Origin of the sequence: Streptomyces sp. NPDC088923 (genome assembly GCF_044749745.1) — a bacterium.
Taxonomy (GTDB): Bacteria; Actinomycetota; Actinomycetes; order Streptomycetales; family Streptomycetaceae; genus Streptomyces.
Window position 1 is genome coordinate 189,260 of sequence record NZ_JBIVIO010000008.1, and the last position, 17,423, is coordinate 206,682.

Sequence of the window (17,423 nt, forward strand, 5' to 3'; positions counted from 1 at the left end):
CACGCCCGGCGCCACCCGCACGCGACCACCGGGCGGCACCCGCACGCGTCCTTCCGGTTGTCCGGACGTACGTACAGCCCCCGCGACCTGTACGCGCGCTCGTCCCGCCCGCGCCACCGACGTCCCGGCGCTCGCGCCACCGGCGTCCTGGCGTCGCTTGCGCCACCGGTGCCGTGGCGCCCCGTCAGCCGACCGCCGCGTACCGCCGGTCCCCGGGGCCCGCCACGTAGCGCCGGTTCCCCGGGCTCGCCACGGCGGCTCCGGCGTCCTCGGCCTCCATCTCCTCGAAGTCCAGCTCGTCGGCGCCCGCGCCGAGCGGCCCGCAGGACCGCTCGTACTCGCTGCGCGCCGTCTCCAGCAAGCGGCGCCAGGAGGTGACCAGGGGGCGCCTGCGCAGCAGCGCACGCCTCTCCCGTTCGGTCATTCCTCCCCAGACGCCGAACTCGACGCGGTTGTCAAGCGCGTCGGCCAGGCACTCGGTGCGCACCGGGCATCCCGTGCACACCGCCTTGGCCCTGTTCTGCGCTGCCCCTTGTACGAACAGTTCATCCGGATCGGTAGTGCGGCAGGCTGCCTGCGCACTCCAGTCGGTAACCCAGCCCATGCCGGCGCCGTCCTCTCCCGAATCGAGGCTCCCCCACGGCGGCAGCGGCATATTCACCGCCGCCAGTGCAGGACGTTACGGAAGGTGGGCACAGCGCAACACCCCCTTCGGGCCCAATCTTGGATGGCCCGAACGGACTATGCGCATGCGGCAGATCACCCAACGGAGTGAGCGAACGACATACGTCCCTTTCAGTACCTACGGGACAGTTCGCTCCCCTCGGAAGGGGCAGAAGTGGACGTACGGGTCGAAATCCGGCAGGGCGTACGGCGGTACGGCGCGCGCACCCCGTCCACTCGGCCAGGAGAAGGGGCCGTCGTGACAGTCAGGAAGAGCTTAGGCCAAGGGATGTGCCGTTGTCCGGGGAATCAGAACGTAGGGTGCCCCCATGGCAAAGAAGCGCGCGGGCGGTGGGCTCTCCCCGGTTCAGCTGGCCGCCAGGTTCCTCGGAGTCAGTGTTCTCGCGGGCGGAGTGCTCGCGGGCATCGCCCTGCCGGGCGTGGGGGCGCTCGGACTCGCCACCAAGGGGACGGTGAAGGAGTTCGACGAGATCCCCGCCGATCTCAAGCGGCCGCCGCTCACCCAGCGCAGCAAGATCCTCGACGCCAAGGGCGGTGAGATCGCCACCGTCTTCTACCGCGACCGCACCGTCGTGGACCGCAAGGACATGTCGCCGTACGTGCAGAAGGCGCTCGTCGCGATCGAGGACTCGCGGTTCTACGAGCACGGCGCGATCGACCTCAAGGGTGTGCTGCGCGCCGTCAACCAGAACGCGCAGAGCGGCGGCGTCGCGCAGGGCGCCTCGACGCTGACCCAGCAGTACGTCAAGAACGTCTTCATCGAGGAGGCCGGCGACGACCCCGACAAGGTCGCCCAGGCCACCCAGCAGACGATGGGCCGCAAGATCCAGGAACTGAAGTACGCGATCCAGATCGAGAAGGAACTGGGCAAGAAGAAGATCCTGGAGAACTACCTCAACATCACGTTCTTCGGCCAGGGCGCGTACGGGGTCGAGGCCGCGTCCCAGCGCTACTTCTCCAAGCACGCCAAGGACCTCACCCTCGACCAGGGCGCGCTCCTCGCGGGCATCGTGCAGTCCCCGACCCGCTACGACCCGATCAACGACCCGCAGGAAGCGACCAAGCGCCGCAACACCGTGCTGCGCCGCATGGCGGAGACGCACGCCGTCACCGCCGCCGAGTCCAAGGCCGCCCAGGCCAAGCCGCTCGGCCTCAAGGTCACCCCGCAGCGCTCCGGCTGCATCACCGCCTCGCGCGGCGCGGGCTTCTTCTGCGACTACGTCGAGCACGTCTTCCTCACGGACCCGGCCTTCGGCAAGACGAAGGACGACCGGCTCGCGCTCTGGAAGCGCGGCGGCCTCACGATCAAGACCACGCTGGACCCGCAGGCGCAGAACTCGCTCCAGCAGTCCCTGAGCAAGCACGTCTACAAGACGGACAAGGTCACCGCCGCGGGCACCCTCATCGAGCCCGGTACGGGCAAGATCCTCGCGATGGGCCAGGCGACCCCGTACGGCACCGGCAAGAACCAGACGCTCATCAACTACAGCGTCGACCACTCCATGGGCGGCTCGAACTACGGCTTCCAGACCGGTTCGACCTTCAAGCCCTTCGTCGCCGCGGCCGCCATCGACAAGGGGATGCCGCCGACGAAGGAGTACCCGTCGCCGTACGAGATGCCTTACCCGAGCCCGGTGACGACGTGCCAGGGCACCTACACCAACCAGAAGGGCGAGCGAGTCCACAACGAGAACGAGTCCGAGAAGGGCCCGTACGTGATGAAGGAGGCGATGGCGAAGTCCATCAACACCTACTTCGTCTCGCTCATCTCCGAGGTCGGCATCTGCCCCGTCACGCAGATGACGGACAAGCTGCACGTCGTCATGGGCAACGGCCAGAAGCTGCCGCAGCAGCCCTCCATCTCGCTCGGCTCGGCGACGCTCTCCCCGCTCACGCTCTCCTCCGCGTACGCGGCCTTCGCCTCGCGCGGCACCTACTGCACCCCGGTCTCGATCAACTCCGTGACCGGCATGGACGGCAAGCCGGTGCCGGTGCCGAAGTCGCAGTGCCAGCGGGCGATGTCCGAGAAGACCGCCGACTCGATCTCCACGCTCCTCAACGGCGTGATCGACTCCGGTACGGGTAAGGAAGCCGGCCTCGGCGACCGCCCGAGCGCCGGTAAGACCGGTACGACGGACAAGCGGAAGAACGCCTGGTTCGCCGGCTACACGCCGAACCTCGCCGCGGCCGTCTGGGTCGGCAGCGCCTCGCAGGAGGTCGAGATGCACGACCTCACGATCGGCGGCGTCTACCAGGAGTACGTGTACGGCGGCCAGGTCCCCGGACCGATCTGGCGCGACGCGATGACCGGCGCCCTCGCGGGCAAGCCGACGCAGAACTTCCACCTCATCGACATTCCCGACGCGAAGAAGAAGGACAAGAAGAAGCCCGGGGACGGCGACAAGCACGACGGCGGCGACCAGGGCGACCAGGGCGACCAGGGCGACGACAAGCCGGACAACGGCGGCTTCATCTTCGGCAACCAGGACGGCGGACAGCCCGCGAACCCGGGGCAGGGCCAGGGCGGCCGGGGCAACGGCAACGGCAACGGGCAAGGGGGCGGCTGGGGCCACTGAGCGGTGACGCCGGGGCGCCCTGAGCGGTGACGCCGGGGCGCCCTGAGCGGTGACGCCGGGGCGCACGGGGCGGTGACGCCGGGGCGCACGGGGCGGCTGCTCCGATACGTACCCGAGCCGCCTTCCCGCGGCACGACGAAGGCCCCGCCCGGAACAACCGGGCGGGGCCTTTCCGCGTGCGTGGCACTCGGCGGGGCGGGGGGTGCGTGGCACCCTGCGGAGCGGGGCGTGCGTGGCACTCGGCGGGCGGCGCGTGCGTGGCACTCGGCCGGCGGCGCCCCGTACCGCTCTCCCCGTCTCTCAGCCCGCGGCGAGCGCCTTCTTGACCGCGGCGGCCACGCGACCGCCCTCGGCGAGGCCCTTCACCTTCGGGCCCACGAGCTTCATGACCTGACCCATCGCCTTGGGCCCCTCGGCCCCGGCGGCGCGCGCCTCGGCGACGGCCCCGGCGACGATCTCGTCCAGCTCGGCGTCGTCGAGCTGACGGGGCAGGTAGTGCGCGAGCACCTCGCCCTCGGCCTGCTCGCGCTCGGCCTGCTCGGTGCGGCCCGCCTGGGCGAAGGCGTCGGCGGCCTCGCGCCGCTTCTTCGCCTCCTTGGCGAGCACCTGGAGCACCTCCTCGTCGGAGAGCTCGCGGGCCTTCGTACCGGAGACCTCTTCCTTGCTGATCGCGGTGAGCGTCAGCCGGAGCGTCGCGGAACGCAGCTCGTCACGCGCCTTGATGGCGCTCTGGAGGTCGTCGCGCAGGGTGGACTTGAGGGTGGTCATGCGGCCAGTGTCTCAGGTGGCTACGGGGAAGCCCGCCGGATTTTTCACCGGCCCCGCGTCTGACACGATGAGGCCATGCGCGCGCGAGTGAAGGTACCCCTGGGCATCACGGCGGGAATCGGGGCGACGGCGGCGGCCGGCCTCGTCTACGCGGCGGGTTTCGAGGTGAGGTCGTTCCGGCTGCGCCGGGTCACGATCCCCTGCCTGCCCGAAGGGATGCGCCCGCTGCGCGTCCTCCAGGTCTCGGACATCCACATGGTCTGCGGCCAGAAGAAGAAGCGCCGCTGGCTCCAGTCGCTCGCCGGGCTCCGCCCCGATTTCGTGATCAACACGGGCGACAACCTGTCGGACCCGCAGGGCGTCCCGGAGGTCCTGGACGCGCTCGGGCCGCTCATGGAGTTCCCCGGGGCGTACGTGTTCGGCTCGAACGACTACTACGGGCCCCGGCTGCGCAACCCGGGCCGCTACCTCCTGGAGAAGGCGCGCGGCGCGCACGGCCTCAACGGCAACGCGCCCGCCGAGAACGTCGTGCACAACCCGTGGGAGGAGCTGCGGGACGGCTTCGACACGGCGGGCTGGCTCAACCTGACCAACACCCGCGACACCCTGAAGATCGACGGCTACCGCATCGGCCTGACGGGCATCGACGACCCGCACATCAAGCGGGACCGCTACGCGGAGGTCGCGGGCGGCCCCGACCCGGACGCGGACGTCTCCCTCGGCATCGTGCACGCCCCGTACCTGCGCGCCCTGGACGCCTTCACGGCGGACGGCTACCCCCTGATCCTGGCCGGTCACACCCACGGCGGCCAGCTCTGCATCCCCTTCTACGGAGCCCTGGTCACCAACTGCGACCTGGACACGGACCGCGTCAAGGGCCTCTCCACCCACACGACGGCCGGCCACACCGCCCACCTGCACGTCTCGGCCGGCTGCGGCACCAACCGCTACACCCCCGTCCGCTTCGCCTGCCCCCCGGAGGCCACCCTCCTCACCCTGACCCCGGCGGCCCGCTGACCGGATTTCGCACTGAGCCCCGAGTCCGCTAAAGTATCGGTTGTCGCCACGACAAAATCACCACCGAGTGACCAGTCAGTGCCGACACCGGGGTGTGGCGCAGCTTGGCAGCGCGCTTCGTTCGGGACGAAGAGGTCGTGGGTTCAAATCCCGCCACCCCGACAGCCGAAGTAGCAGGTCAGAGGGCCGGTACCGATTCTGGTACCGGCCCTTTGGCGTGGATGCGGGGCTGCCGTTAGGAAGGCGGTGGTGTCCGGGAGCTCTTCTCTGTCGCGTCGGCCATGACCGGCGATGTCGGGCAGGTCTGTACGCGGCGGGGGTTCTCCGAGCCGCCCCCGGACAGACCGGGGATGCAACCATTCCTTGCGGAGCTGGAACCCCCGGAAGCCGGCCGCGCGCAGACGATCCTGAGGACCGGCACTGACGACGGCCCAATGACTCCGCGCCGTCCCTGAGGGACAGGACGGCAATGGGCGCGCCCGGAGCGGAAGCGCGAGACGGGCGACCAGGGCATGGGGGGCGCGGGGCGCTCCCGTAGCCTCCCCGCATGACTTTTCCGCCGCCCCGTGCCCTCACCGCCGCCGAGAAGACCGTCGGGTCCCGGATTGCTCCGGCGGGGGGTGCCGCCGTGCGGGGGTCCTATGACACCGTCGCCGAGAGTTATGCGGAGTTGGTCGGGCAGGGGATGGAGACCGAAGCCCTCTGGGAGCGGGGGGTGTTGAGGGTCTTCGCGGAGTCGTTGGCGCCGGGCGCGGTCGTCGGGGATCTCGGGTGTGGGGCCGGGCGGGTCGCGGGGTACGTGCGGGGGCTCGGGGTGCGTGTGGTGGGAGTGGATCTTTCGCCGGGGATGCTGCGGGTCGCGGCGCGGGATCATCGGGGCGTCGCGTTCGTCGCGGGGGACATGACGCGGTTGCCGATCGCCACCGGTGTGCTCGGTGGGGCGCTTGCCTGGTACTCGACCGTTCACTCCTCCGATGAGCAAGTCGACTCCATGGCCGCCGAGTTCGCTCGTGTGCTGGCGCCCGGTGGGGTGCTGTGCGTCGCGTTCAAGGTGGGGCCGGACGGCTCGGAGCCCGCCAGTTGGCTGGTGCACGCGTACGGGCACTCCGTGCGGCTGCCCGTGTACCGGCGGCCGGTCGACGAGCTGTCCGCGCTCCTCGGCCGGTACGGGCTCACCGAGACGGCGCGCGTCGTGCGGCAGCCGGAGGACCGGGAGCCGACGCCGCAGGGGTTTCTTCTGCTCCGTCGCGCGGGCTAAGTGGCAGGATCGGGGGCATGAGCGATACGGAGCGGAAGCGGCCGGAACTGACCGTGGTGCGCGGGGACCTCACCCGCCAGGACGTGGACGCGCTGGTGAACGCCGCGAACTCCTCGTTGCAGGGCGGCGGGGGCGTGGACGGTGCCCTCCACCGGGCGGCGGGGCCCGAACTCGCCCGTGCCGGGCGGGACCTCGCGCCGTGCCGGCCCGGGGATGCCAAGGCGACGCCCGCCTTCCGTCTCTCGCCGCCGGTCCGCCACGTGATCCACACCGTGGGGCCCGTCTGGCACGGCGGCGGCGACGGCGAACGCGAGACGCTCGCCTCCTGCTACCGCCGCTGCCTGGAGGTCGCCGACGAACTGGGCGACGTCAGGAGCCTCGCCTTCCCCTCCATCTCGACGGGCATCTACGGCTTTCCGGCGGACGAGGCCGCCGCGATCGCGGTCCGTACGCTGCGCACGACACCGACGCGGGTCGCCGAGATCCGGCTCGTGGGGTTCGACGAGCGGGGGTTCGAGGTGCTGCGGGCGGCCGTGGCGGAGGGGTGAGGGCGGCCGCTTCGGCGGTCTGTCACCGCGTCGCCACGGGCGACGGACCCTCGTGCAGGACGTGGAGGCTCGTGACCGCGCGGGTCAGGGCGACGTAGAGGAGTTGGTCGCCGCGTGGGGTGCTCGCGCGGATCGCGGCGGGGTCGAGGAGGACGACGTGGTCGAACTCCAGGCCCTTGGCGAGGTGGGCGGGGACGACGGTCAGGCGGTCGGTCGGCGGCAGGTCGTGGGCGTCCAGCACCGTACGTACCGGAGCCTCGTTCGCGCACAACACCGCGACCGTTCCCGGGCGTTCGAGGGCGGTGCGGACCGCTGCGGCCAGTGCGGCCGCGTCCGTGGCGGGCGTCGTGGTGAGCGCGGCGGGGTCGGCGCGCAGCGAGCGGGGCGGGCGCAGGGTGGGGGCGATGCGCGCAAGGAGGCGGCTCGCGAGGTCGAGGACGGGGGCGGGGACGCGGTAGCCCGTGGCGAGTTCGGTGTACTCGGTGGCGGGGCGGCCGAGGTGGGCGAGGTGCGTGGGCCAGTCGCGGGCGGCCCAGGGCGTGGTGCCCTGGGCGAGGTCGCCGAGGACGGTGAGGGAGCCCGCCGCGCCGAGGCGGCGCGCGATCGCGCGGCACTCCATCGGGGAGAGGTCCTGCGCCTCGTCCACGACGATGTGCCCGAAAGCGGGCGGGTGCGCGAGCAGTCCGGCCGCCTCGTCGAGGAGCACGAGGTCGGCGGCCGTACGGGCCCTGCTCGTGGCCGGGCGGCGCAGCGCCTCGCACTCGTCGGCGTCGAGCAGCCCGCGCGCGTACGGGGCGGGGTCGGTGAGGACCGCGCGCAGGACGTCCTCGGGGCGGGCCTGCGGCCACAGCGTGTCGAGGAGCGTGCGGACGGGGCGGCCGTGCGCGACACGGCGCTCCCACGCGGCGGTACGGGGACCGGAGCGGCGTTCGGCGCGGGCGCGCACGAGCGCGAGGAGGCGCGCGCGGAAGCGCTCGCGGCCCGCGCGGTAGGGGAGGGTGCCGTCGCTGACGGCGGTACGGACGGGGGCGAGCGCCTCGCGGACGGACGCGGCGTCCACGCGCCACAGGGCGGAGCCGTCGGGCACGGTGAGGGAGGCGTCGGCGTCCTCGGGTGCGGCGGTGAGGGCGTGGAGGGCGCGGTGCACGAGGGTGGCGAGGCGGGGGTCGTGCTTGAGGCGGGCGGCGGCCTCGGGGTCCGTGGTGCGGGCGGGGCCGTGGTCGAGGAGCGCGGTGAGGGTGGACTGGCGGACGCCGGACTCGCCGAGGGCGGGCAGGACTTCGGAGATGTGGCGGAGGAAGGAGGGGTTCGGGCCGAGGACGAGGACGCCCGCGCGGCTCAGGCGGCGGGGGTGGGCGTAGAGGAGGTACGCGACGCGGTGCAGGCCCACCGCCGTCTTGCCCGTGCCCGGCGCGCCCTGCACGCAGACCGAGACGTCGAGCGGGGCCCGTACCAGCGTGTCCTGCTCGGGCTGGAGCGTCGCGGCGATATCGCGGAGCGGGCCGCTGCGGGGACGCTCGATCTCGGCGAGGAGGAGGGGGCTCGGGGGGCTGCCGACGGCTCCGGCGGCGTCCGGCACCTCGGTGGGGGCGGGAGCCTCGGTGGAAGCGGGAGCCTCGGTGGGGGCGGGAGCCTCCGTGGAGGCCGGGGCTTCAGCGGAGGCTTCGGCAGGGGTGGCGGCCGCGGTGGGCTCCGGGAACTCGTCCTCGAACGCGGTGAGTTCATCATCCGTACCGTCCGCTCCCTGGGCCCAGCCGAAGCGGCGGCGGCGGGCGAGGCCGTAGGGCTCGGTGGGGCTCGCGCGGTAGAAGGCGCGGGCGACGGGGGCGCGCCAGTCGACGACGAGCGGGGGGACGGTGGGGTCCTCAAAGACGCGGCGGCGGCCGAGGTGGTAGCGCTGCCCGGCGTGGTCGCCCGCCCGGGTGGGCTCCGGGGCGAAGTCGATGCGGGCGAAGAAGAGGGGGCCGGGCGGGAGTTGGTCCAGGTCACGCGCGTGACCGCGCAGGGCGCGGCCGAGGACCTCGGCGTCGGCACCCGAGGCGGAGACAGTGGCGCCGGTCAGCACGTGGTGGTGCGCGGCCTCGCGTTCGGCCGCGACGGCGGCACGGCAGCGGGCGTGGTGGGCGCGGGCGGCGCGGAGGGGGGCGGGGGGTTCGGGGGGAGCGGGCCGCGTGGGGTCAGCGGCGGCGGGCGTGGGCGAGATCGGCGAGGCGGGCGGGGTGGGCGAGGCGGGCGGGGTGGGCGAGGCGGGCGGGGTGGGCGAGGCGGGCGGGGTGGGCGAGGCGGGCGGGGTGGGCGTGGGTGAGGCGTCGGCGGAGGGCGGCTTCGGCGTCATGACTCCGGAGCCTAGGGCAACCTGGTTAAATTTGTAACTCGGTTACATTCTTGAGTGCGGCGGCTCAGCGTTCGCCCAGTGCCGCCGCGAGTGCCGCGAAGCCCTCCTCCGCCTCGTGGGCGGCGGTCGGGTGGAGGGCGTCGGCGGTGGCCCCGTCCGCGATGCGGCGCCAGTTCTCCATGGCGAGGACGCGGTGGACGGCGACGAGCTGGGCGGCGGCGAGGCGGTGCGGGAGGGGCGGGTGGTCCGCGTCGGGGGCGAGAGGGCCGCCGGGAGTGGAAGGCCCGGCCAGGGCGCGGGCGAGGGCGGTTTCGGAGCGGTGGGTGTGGGCGTGGAGGCGGGCCAGGAGGGCGGGGGTGCCGTAGAGGAGGCGGTGGTAGGCGAGGACGGCCGGGGCGTCGTTGAGGCCGGTGACCGGGTCGCGGCGGTCGAGCCCCGTACGGAAGTGCGCGGCCAGGGCGGCGACCGGGGCGCGGTGCTCGGCGCGCGCCTCGGTCACGACGCGGGCGGCCTCGTCCTCGTGGTCGGCGAAACGGTGGAGGGCGAGGTCCTCCTTGGTGGGGAAGTACCGGAAGAGGGTCGGCTTCGAGACGCCCGCGACGGCGGCGATCTCGGCGACGGGCACGGCGTCGAAGCCGCGTGCGAGGAAGAGGGCGATGGCCGTCTCGGAGACGTGCCGGTAGGTCTGGAGGCGCTTGCGCTCCCGCAGGCCGGGCAGCCGGCCCTCGCTCCCCGTACCGCCGCCACCCGCACCCCGGTCCGCCCCGCTCCTCGCTCGCACCTGGCCATCCTAGGCAGCGACCCGGGTGCGGCGTCGCCGTGCGGGGTGGGCCCGCGCGACCCCGCGCGGAGGGGACGGCGGCCCGGGCGCCGGAGGGGGACCCCTCGCCGGGGCGGGAGCCCGGCGGCCCGGGGCTGGTAGCCTCCCCTCTTCGCCGGGGCACCGGCCGGAGTCCGCGGGCAGGTCGCCATGACCCCTTACCGGCAGGCTCTCCTGAGCGCTCTCGACGCGCTCGACGCCGCCTTCGCCAAGGAACCCGCTTTCACCGTCGAGGGCTGCACGTACTGCTGGGGCGAGGAGGACTTCGCCCAGCTGTCCGGGCCGCTCGACGCGATCTCCGAGGCCACGATCCAGGGCGCCGCCATGGAGGTCCCCGACCACTGGAGGGACTTCCCGCGCCTGTACCGGCGGCTGACACCGCTCCTCGTGCGGCGCGCCGTACTGGGCGGCGGCGACGGCGTGCCGGCCGACGTCGTGGCGACCCGCTTGCGGGAGGCCGGGTGCCTGCAATGGGCGCCGGAGCCGGCGGGCGCGCTGCGCGCGGTGGGGAAGGCCTGGTGGCGGGCGGTGCTCCACGGCGAGGGCGGGGACCTGAGCGCGGATGAGGTGCTCAACGTGCTGACGGTCACGAGCGGGACGGTGCGCCCCTGGCTCGGCATATGGGCGGCGACCCGCACCCCGTACGCGGACGCCCTCCTCCGGGCCTACGTCGAGGAGTTCCCCTTCGTCATCGGCCAACTGGCCGACGGCTGGAGGGAAGAGCCACGTGACGACCCGCGTCGCGAGGTCGCTGCCTGGCTGTTGGGGGACGTACGGGACCGCCTGGGCGACCTCCCGCGCGACAGCCTCATGGCGCTCAACGAGGTGCGCTGCGCGTACTGAGGAGGTGGGCTCCGCGCGGGACCCCTCGGCGCTCAGAGCGCCGCGATACCGGTTCCGGGAGCCGTACTCCCCGCCCCGAGCGCCCCGCGCGCCCCGAGCGCCGCGAGGGAGGCGTGCGCCGAGGCCAGCGTGCGACCGTAACGACGCACCGCACGGCGGACGTTGGGGGCATCGAGGGCGGAGCCCGTGACGATGCGGTCCAGGTCCAGGTACGCGCTGCGGAGCCGTTCGAGGTGGGCGTAGACGGGGGCGTCGCGTTCCCAGCCCGCCGTGCGGTCCGGGGGGAGCACGCGGCTCCAGCGGTGCAGCATGCGGGCACGCAGCGAGGGGCGGGCCGGGGCGAGGTGGAGGTGGCGGACCAGCTCGTACAGAGGGTCACCCGTGAGTGCCAACTCCCAGTCGATCAGGGCGAGATCGTCGCCGGGGAGGCGAACGATGTTCCAGGGGTTGAGGTCGCCGTGGAGGAGGCCGGGGGTGCGGGGTGTGACGGTGAGCGGGGCGAGCAGCTCTTCGAGCGCCCCCGGGCCCGGCAGGCCGCTCGCGGTGGCGCGGGCGAGGACCGGGGCGGGCAGCGAGGCCACGAGGCGGACGAGTTCGGCGCGCAGCCAGGCGAAGAACTCCGGGCGCCCGGCGGCCGGTTCGAGGTGGGCGCAGTCCACGCGGGTGAGCGCGGCGAGCTGGTCGACGAGGGCATCGGCCTCGCGGACCCGCAGGCCGTTGATTGGGTGGCGGGGGGTGAGCCGGTCGTGCGTGACACGCGAAGGCGCGGGCAGCGGGCCCTCGTACGTGTGGAGGGAGAAGGAGCCGTCCGCGTCGCGGCCGAGCGCGAGAACGCGGGGAACACGGGGAGCGCGGGAAACACGCGGGTCGTCGGGCTCCTCGCCCTCGTACGTGGCGTGGATCGCCTCCAGGACGCTGTGCTCGCTGTAGAAGCCGCGCTCCCTGCGGGCGGCGACAGCGAGAGCGAACCTCCGCACGACGACGGCTCGTTGCCAGGCGGCCAGCCAGACCACGGCGTTGCGGTGCGCCGTGCCGCTCAGGACGCGGACACGCGCCGGGTCGGCGGTACGAGCCGCCGCGAGCGCCTCGGTGACGGCGGCGGCCGGGAACTCCGGGGCCAGGGGCACGCGTTCGTCCGGCGTCCAGCCGAACCGGCTTGTGGGGGACGGCGGTACGGCGTGGGAGCGACCGGGGCCGGAGGCATGGGCGCCCACCGTCTGCGCCCCGGCGGCGTGGGCGACTCCGCAGGCGATGGCGTGCAGGCGGGGAGCGGACGTGTGGTGCGCGGCGCGGTGACCGCGCGACTCGTAACTCCCGTGTGACGCACCGTGCGTGACGCCGTGCGCGGAATCGTGCCCGCCGCCTTCGCCGCCCCCTGGCTCCTTGCCCTGCCAACCGGACCTCACGGTGCGCACGTGCCACTCCCGAACCGGCCCCGCCCGCCGGGGCTCCGCTCGCTCACCGTAACGGAGCGGAAGAGGTGCCTCCGCTCGCGGGACCGAGAAGAAACGATTCAGCGGACGACAGTACGAGCCCCCGCACGGCGCGCCTCGTCTCGCCACCCGTCCGCCACCCCCGCACGCCAGCCCGCGCCACCCATCGCGCCAGGTCAGGGGTGGAGATGGAGGGCGTCCGGACGGGGGCGGGCGGACGGGACGAATCGGGTGCGGAGCGGGGGCGACGCGCGGTCGCCCAGGGGCTGCCGGGCGGGACCGTTCTTCGTACGGGACGTTGTGCGTCGGCGACGGGATGTGACCGGGGGCGGGTCCGGGGAAGAGGCCGCGGGGGCGCGGAGACGGGAGCGCGCGGGGCGGGCGGGCAGGAAGGCGGGCGAGGGTCGGGGAGGCCGGGTGGCGGCGGGCTCGTTCGTCACAGCGGGCGACGGGCGCGCCCGGAAGGTTCCGCCTGCACCGAGCACGTACCGCCGCCGCACCGAGCACGTACCGCCGTCGCGCCGAGCACGAACCACCACCCCGAGCGCGAACCGCCGCCGCACCGAGCACGTACCGCCGTCGCGCCGAGCACGAACCACCACCACCCCGAGCGCGAACCGCCGCCGCGCCGAGCACGTACCGTCGGCCTTCGACGGCGCCCCGCCGCACCCCCGGCCGCGCCCCACGCCGTACGACCGGCAGGAGGGGGCCGAGCGGGGCCCGTCCCACCATCCCGCCGCCCCGACCCCGGGCCCGCCCCCTACAACACCTCCGCGTAAGAAGCCACCACGTGCCTCGCACCCGCCGCGTGCAACGCCGCCCGGCGGGCCGGGCGTTCGGCGTAGCCCAGGAAGGGGATGCCGGCGGCTCGGGCGGCCTTCGCGTCGCCCGGCTCGTCGCCGATCATCAGCGTCGCGCGCGGGTCGGCGTCGAGGGACTTGACCGCCTCGGTCAGGCAGTACGGGTCGGGCTTGAGGCGGAGCGGGAGTCCGCGGCCGTGGTAGTGGTCGGCGAAGTAGCTGTCCAGCCGCTGGAGTTCGAGGTAACGGCGGGCGGCGAGCGGGGAGTTGTTGGTCGTCACGGCGAAGCGGCGGCCCGCCGCGTACCACGTGTGCAGGAGTTCGGTGAGGTGCGGGGTCGGGCGGGCGCTCTCGACCGCCCGCAACTCCTCCTGGGTCAGCAGGGATTCGAGGGCCCGGACGGTGCCGCCCTCCGTGTCCCGCGTGCCCACGGCCCGCAGGAGGGCCTGCGGGTTCTTGCTGAGCGCCGCGCCCGCCGCGAGCGCCCGGCCGCCGGGGCGGGCGTCGAGCCAGCTCGCCATGCGGCGGGCTATGCCGCGCGCGGGGTGCCCGGCGAAGAGGCGGCACACGGGTCCGTCGAAGTCGAAGAGCACCCAGCGGGTGCGGTCGATCAGTGCGGCGAGTGGTTCGGCGGGGGTCTCGGCGCGGAGGGCGGGCCCGGTCGGCCCGGGCTCCGGTTCGGTACCGCGTCGGGGTTGGGGTCCCGACTCCCTTGCGAAGCAGGCGTGTTCCGGTTCCGAGTGCGTCCTGGTTGTCGTCACCCGTCGAGTTTCAGCTCCTCGCTGATGGTCTGCCAGAGGCCCTCGAACCAGCGGGCGGACTGCGCGACGAACACCTCGTCGCGCGGGCCGTGCGTGACGTCGTACGGAAAGAGCTGGGCGCGCGGTCCCCAGGTGTCGATCATCTCGGGGACGTCCTCGCCGTTCTCGTCGGTCCGTCTCACGAGGTAGTACGCGAAGAGGGCTTCGCTCCCGTTGAGGACGTACAGCTTCACCGGCGGGGTGAAGGGGACCGTGCGGAAGGCGACGGACACCTTGGTCCCGTGGGACTGCCGCAGCCCGGTGAGCGTCCGGTTCAGGACTCTCACCTGCGAATCGCGCATCTCCAGCCAGCGGCGGTGCACGGCCGCCGCCTCGACCGGCTCGCCCGAGGCCGCGACGGGGAAGGCGAGGTCGATGCTGCGGCTGGGCAGCAGGATGCGCACGTCGACCGAGTCGGGCCGCAGGCTCCCGCTGTGCACCCCGATGACGGCCTCGCTGACGGCGGGGATGAGCGATTCGGCGGTGAGGCAGAGGGCGTCGATCCGCACCTCGGACGCGGCGAAGGCCCGTACGAGGCGGGGGCCGAGCGCGACGAGCGTGGGGCGCGGCGCCGGCGTGCCGCCCGCGCGCTCGCCGTCGTGGCCCGGCTGGGCGACGCGCGGCGGGACGCCCTTCGTGGAGTGGCTGAGCAGGCCCTCGGCGCGCAGCGCCTGGAGCGCCTGCCGCACCCGGCCGCGCTCGACGCCGAACTCCTGGGACAACTCCGCCTGGGTGGGGATGCGGTCGCCCGCCTTGAGGACGCCGCGCGCGATGCGGTCGCGGAGCGCCGCGGCGATGGCGGCGGGCGTGGGCGGGAGAGGGTCCGGCGGGGACGGGACGCCGGGGGGCGGGGCGGGGGCGGGGGCGGGCGCGGGGTCCTCCGGGGCGGAGGCGGGCGCCGGTACGGGTACGGGTGCGGGCCCGGTCGCCGGTGCGGGGGCCGGTAACGGGGTGGGTGCGGGCGCGTCGGAGGGGCCCGCGGCGGTCCGGCCGGGGCTCGGGGCCGGCCCCGGGGACTCGACGGGGTTTTCCTCGCTCACGTCATCACCGTACAACTTCATGCCACCTCAGGGGAGTTGTCGGCAGATGAGCGGAAAGTGCGGGCCAACAGCACGCAACCGGCCCGCAACCAGGACCTTCTCTCCGCCAACTCCGCCCCGCGCACGCGCTCCCCGCGATCCGCACCCCGCAACCCGCTCCCGCGCTCCCCGCGCCCGTGTCCCCGCGCCCTCTCCCGGCCGCCCCGCCCCCCCCGCCGCTCACGTGAGCCGCAAGGGCGCGCTGATCGTGTTCCACAGCCCGTCGAACCAGGCGGCGGACTGGCCGACGAAGGCGGCGTCGCGCGGCCCCGCGTCCTGGTCGAAGGCGAAGAGCACCGCCTCCGTCCCCTCGGCGTCGTAGGTCTCGACGTGGGCGGGACCGTAGTCGGCGCCGCGTCGCACGAGCGTGTAGTAAGCGAAAAGTGCCTCCTCCTCGTTGAGGAGGTAGAGCTTCACGGGCGGGGTGAAGGGGATGGCGCGGTACTCGACGTGGACGTCCATGCCGTGCGAGGAGCGCAGGGCGAGGAGGTTGTGCGCGAGGACCTTGCCCTGGGCGTTGCGCTGGGCGAGCCAGTGACGGTGCACGACGTCGCGGTCCCCCGCGGCGGTCCCCGCCGGTCCGCCGCCGCCCGGGTCCACCGCGGCCGGGAAGGCGAGACCTATGTCGCGGTCGGGCAGGAGGACGCGCAGGTCGATGCGGTCCGGTTTCAGTTCGCCCGCGTGTATCTGGCGCAGCGGCTCGCCCATGGCGAGGGTGAGCGAGACGGAGGTGAGGCACAGCGCGCGGATCTCGACGTGCGGCTGTTCGAAGGCGGCGGCGATACGGGGACCGAGCGCCGCGGTCGTGGAGCGCGGCAGCTCGCCGGGGCCGCCGCGCCCGCGCGCGGTGTGCTCGGCCACGGCCGGGGGCGCGCCCTTGGTGGCGTGGGTCAGGAGGCGCTCGGCGCGCAGGATGCGCAGGGCCTCGCGCACGGTGCCGCGCTCGACGCCGAACTCCGCGGCGAGCCGGGCCTGCGTGGGCATCCGGTCGCCAGGGCGCAGCGCCCCGGACCTGATCCGGGCGCGCAGTTCGTCGGCCACCTGGCGGTGACTCGGCCTCGGCCGGGCGCTCCGGTGCGGAGCGCTCGCGCCGAGGGCACGGTCCGTACTCACAAGCTCACCCTACAACTTCACGCCAAGTTGAGGGAGTTGCCGGTTCGCTGGCAGCGCAAGCGACCAAGCGGGGGCAAGTGGGCGGGCTTGGTCGCCAAGTGGCGGGTTGGTCCGGGGGCGGCGCGGGACGCGGGGGCGGGCGGGACGCGAGCACGGGCGGGACGCGAGCACGGGCGGGACGCGAGCACGGGGGCCGCCGGACGCGGGGGCGCGACGACGCAGGGGGCTGCCGGACGCAGGAGCGCCACCGGAGCACAGCGACAGCCACCCGACGACAACGACAGCCGCCCGGACACAGCGACCGCCGCCGCGCACGCCGCGGGGGGTGGCGGCGGCCCCGGGCCGCCCCGTACTCGTACGCTCCCAGCATGAGCAGCGAAGCGAACACCCCCACCGGGCCCGCCGCCCCCGTACCAGCGCGCCGGATCGACGTCTTCGACGCCCTCGACGAGGCCCAGGCCGCCGCCGTCGGCGAGCTGATCGCCGCGGGCGCGCGCGAGGACGGGCAGTACGCCGTCTCCGAGCAGGGCCGGCTGCACCTGCGCGGGGGCGAGCGTCCCGGCGTACGGCACGTGCTGCTGCGCCTGCCGGACGGCGCCCTCGCCGGGTACGCGCAGCTCGACGGCTCCGACCCCGTCGAGTCGCCGGCCGCCGAACTCCTCGTCGCGCCCGGGCTGCGCGCGCGGGGCCACGGCCGGGCGCTGGGCCAGGAGCTGCTGCGGCTCACGGGGCGACGGCTGCGGATCTGGGCGCACGGCGGGCACCCGGCGGCGCGGCACCTCGCGAAGGTGCTCGGGCTGCGCCTCTTCCGCGAACTGCGCCAGCTGCGCCGTCCGCTCACCGGCCTCGACCTGCCGGAGCCCGTGTGGCCCGAGGGGATCACGGTGCGCGCGTTCGTGCCGGGGCAGGACGAGGAGGCGTGGCTGGAGCTGAACGCCGCCGCGTTCGCGCACCACCCCGAACAGGGCGGCATGACGCTGCGCGACCTCGCCGACCGCGAGGCCGAGCCGTGGTTCGACCCGGAGGGCTTCTTCCTCGCGGTGCGCGAGGACGGCGGCGAGCTGGTCGGCTTCCACTGGACGAAGGTGCACGCGGCGGAGGAACTCGGCGAGGTCTACGTGGTCGGCGTCCGTCCCGGCGCCCAGGGCGGCGGCCTCGGTCGCGCCCTCACCACGACGGGCCTGCGCCACCTCGCCAGCCGTGGCCTGCCGACGGGAATGCTCTACGTGGACGCGGACAACGTCGCCGCGGTGACGGTCTACGAGCGCCTCGGCTTCACGACGTACGAGACGGACTTGATGTACCGGACGGAGAACTGAGGCGAAGGGCCGCGGGAATCCGTCCCGCGG

The 17,423-nt window shown here is 74.2% G+C and carries 14 protein-coding genes and 1 tRNA gene; 7 read left to right on the top strand and 8 right to left on the bottom strand.

The features are described 5' to 3' along the window. Positions 1-184: 184 nt before the first annotated feature. Entirely contained in the window at positions 185-604 is a 420-nt protein-coding gene (locus tag ACIP4O_RS26045) for a WhiB family transcriptional regulator (RefSeq protein WP_401578005.1), read from the bottom strand. A 388-nt stretch (positions 605-992) separates the two neighbouring features. Between ACIP4O_RS26045 and ACIP4O_RS26050 the strand changes: the two genes are divergently transcribed. Continuing rightward, positions 993-3,260, top strand: coding sequence for a transglycosylase domain-containing protein (locus ACIP4O_RS26050; protein ID WP_401578007.1), 2,268 nt, complete (start codon positions 993-995; stop codon positions 3,258-3,260). A gap of 300 nt (positions 3,261-3,560) precedes the next feature. On the opposite strand, the gene ACIP4O_RS26055 is transcribed toward ACIP4O_RS26050, so the two are convergent. Then, entirely contained in the window at positions 3,561-4,028 is a 468-nt protein-coding gene (locus ACIP4O_RS26055; protein WP_401578009.1) for a GatB/YqeY domain-containing protein, read from the bottom strand. Positions 4,029-4,103: 75 nt separating this feature from the next. Between ACIP4O_RS26055 and ACIP4O_RS26060 the strand changes: the two genes are divergently transcribed. The 4 genes from ACIP4O_RS26060 (at position 4,104) to ACIP4O_RS26075 (ending at position 6,851) form a co-directional block, all read left to right on the top strand. Next, a complete protein-coding gene (locus ACIP4O_RS26060; RefSeq protein ID WP_401578011.1) occupies positions 4,104-5,045 on the top strand; it encodes a metallophosphoesterase in 942 nt (313 codons plus the stop codon). An 88-nt stretch (positions 5,046-5,133) separates the two neighbouring features. Beyond that, positions 5,134-5,207, top strand: a tRNA-Pro gene (locus tag ACIP4O_RS26065). Positions 5,208-5,592: 385 nt separating this feature from the next. Continuing rightward, the gene (locus tag ACIP4O_RS26070; protein ID WP_401578013.1) at positions 5,593-6,303 is read left to right on the top strand and encodes a class I SAM-dependent methyltransferase; all 711 of its coding nucleotides are present in this window, start codon (positions 5,593-5,595) and stop codon (positions 6,301-6,303) included. A gap of 17 nt (positions 6,304-6,320) precedes the next feature. After that, complete coding sequence (locus ACIP4O_RS26075; RefSeq protein WP_401578015.1) at positions 6,321-6,851, top strand: O-acetyl-ADP-ribose deacetylase; 531 nt, start codon at positions 6,321-6,323, stop codon at positions 6,849-6,851. 22 nt (positions 6,852-6,873) lie between these two features. Here the strand turns inward: ACIP4O_RS26075 and ACIP4O_RS26080 are convergent, their stop codons facing one another. Further along, on the bottom strand, positions 6,874-9,186 hold the full coding sequence (locus ACIP4O_RS26080; protein ID WP_401578017.1) for a HelD family protein: 2,313 nt from the start codon (positions 9,184-9,186) through the stop codon (positions 6,874-6,876). Between the two features lie 64 nt (positions 9,187-9,250). Next, positions 9,251-9,967 carry a TetR/AcrR family transcriptional regulator gene (locus ACIP4O_RS26085; RefSeq protein WP_401578019.1) on the bottom strand — a complete coding sequence of 239 codons (717 nt, stop codon included), beginning with the start codon at positions 9,965-9,967 and terminating at the stop codon, positions 9,251-9,253. Between the two features lie 189 nt (positions 9,968-10,156). On the opposite strand from ACIP4O_RS26085, the gene ACIP4O_RS26090 reads away from it, so the two are divergent. Next, positions 10,157-10,849 carry a hypothetical protein gene (locus tag ACIP4O_RS26090; protein ID WP_401578021.1) on the top strand — a complete coding sequence of 231 codons (693 nt, stop codon included), beginning with the start codon at positions 10,157-10,159 and terminating at the stop codon, positions 10,847-10,849. A gap of 32 nt (positions 10,850-10,881) precedes the next feature. Here ACIP4O_RS26090 and ACIP4O_RS26095 read toward each other — a convergent pair whose 3' ends face one another. From ACIP4O_RS26095 to ACIP4O_RS26110, 4 genes are all read right to left on the bottom strand, one after another. Next, positions 10,882-12,264: a phosphotransferase family protein gene (locus ACIP4O_RS26095; protein ID WP_401578023.1), complete on the bottom strand. Its 1,383-nt coding sequence runs from the start codon at positions 12,262-12,264 to the stop codon at positions 10,882-10,884. Positions 12,265-13,042: 778 nt separating this feature from the next. Next, complete coding sequence (locus ACIP4O_RS26100; RefSeq protein ID WP_401578025.1) at positions 13,043-13,843, bottom strand: HAD family hydrolase; 801 nt, start codon at positions 13,841-13,843, stop codon at positions 13,043-13,045. Beyond that, positions 13,840-14,922 carry a GntR family transcriptional regulator gene (locus tag ACIP4O_RS26105; protein ID WP_401578027.1) on the bottom strand — a complete coding sequence of 361 codons (1,083 nt, stop codon included), beginning with the start codon at positions 14,920-14,922 and terminating at the stop codon, positions 13,840-13,842. The genes ACIP4O_RS26100 and ACIP4O_RS26105 overlap by 4 nt, the downstream gene beginning before the upstream one ends. Before the next feature lie 219 nt (positions 14,923-15,141). Beyond that, complete coding sequence (locus tag ACIP4O_RS26110) at positions 15,142-16,002, bottom strand: GntR family transcriptional regulator (protein ID WP_361323859.1); 861 nt, start codon at positions 16,000-16,002, stop codon at positions 15,142-15,144. A 440-nt stretch (positions 16,003-16,442) separates the two neighbouring features. On the opposite strand from ACIP4O_RS26110, the gene mshD reads away from it, so the two are divergent. Further along, positions 16,443-17,393 carry a mycothiol synthase gene (gene mshD, locus ACIP4O_RS26115; protein WP_401578029.1) on the top strand — a complete coding sequence of 317 codons (951 nt, stop codon included), beginning with the start codon at positions 16,443-16,445 and terminating at the stop codon, positions 17,391-17,393. Positions 17,394-17,423: the final 30 nt, after the last annotated feature.

Bases quoted from the DNA above. Each gene is read 5' to 3' on its own strand.
- ACIP4O_RS26045 (WP_401578005.1), bottom strand. From the start codon at position 604: ATGGGCTGGGTTACCGACTGGAGTGCGCAGGCAGCCTGCCGCACTACC.
- ACIP4O_RS26050 (WP_401578007.1), top strand. From the start codon at position 993: ATGGCAAAGAAGCGCGCGGGCGGTGGGCTCTCCCCGGTTCAGCTGGCC.
- ACIP4O_RS26055 (WP_401578009.1), bottom strand. From the start codon at position 4,028: ATGACCACCCTCAAGTCCACCCTGCGCGACGACCTCCAGAGCGCCATC.
- ACIP4O_RS26060 (WP_401578011.1), top strand. From the start codon at position 4,104: ATGCGCGCGCGAGTGAAGGTACCCCTGGGCATCACGGCGGGAATCGGG.
- ACIP4O_RS26070 (WP_401578013.1), top strand. From the start codon at position 5,593: ATGACTTTTCCGCCGCCCCGTGCCCTCACCGCCGCCGAGAAGACCGTC.
- ACIP4O_RS26075 (WP_401578015.1), top strand. From the start codon at position 6,321: ATGAGCGATACGGAGCGGAAGCGGCCGGAACTGACCGTGGTGCGCGGG.
- ACIP4O_RS26080 (WP_401578017.1), bottom strand. From the start codon at position 9,186: ATGACGCCGAAGCCGCCCTCCGCCGACGCCTCACCCACGCCCACCCCG.
- ACIP4O_RS26090 (WP_401578021.1), top strand. From the start codon at position 10,157: ATGACCCCTTACCGGCAGGCTCTCCTGAGCGCTCTCGACGCGCTCGAC.
- mshD (WP_401578029.1), top strand. From the start codon at position 16,443: ATGAGCAGCGAAGCGAACACCCCCACCGGGCCCGCCGCCCCCGTACCA.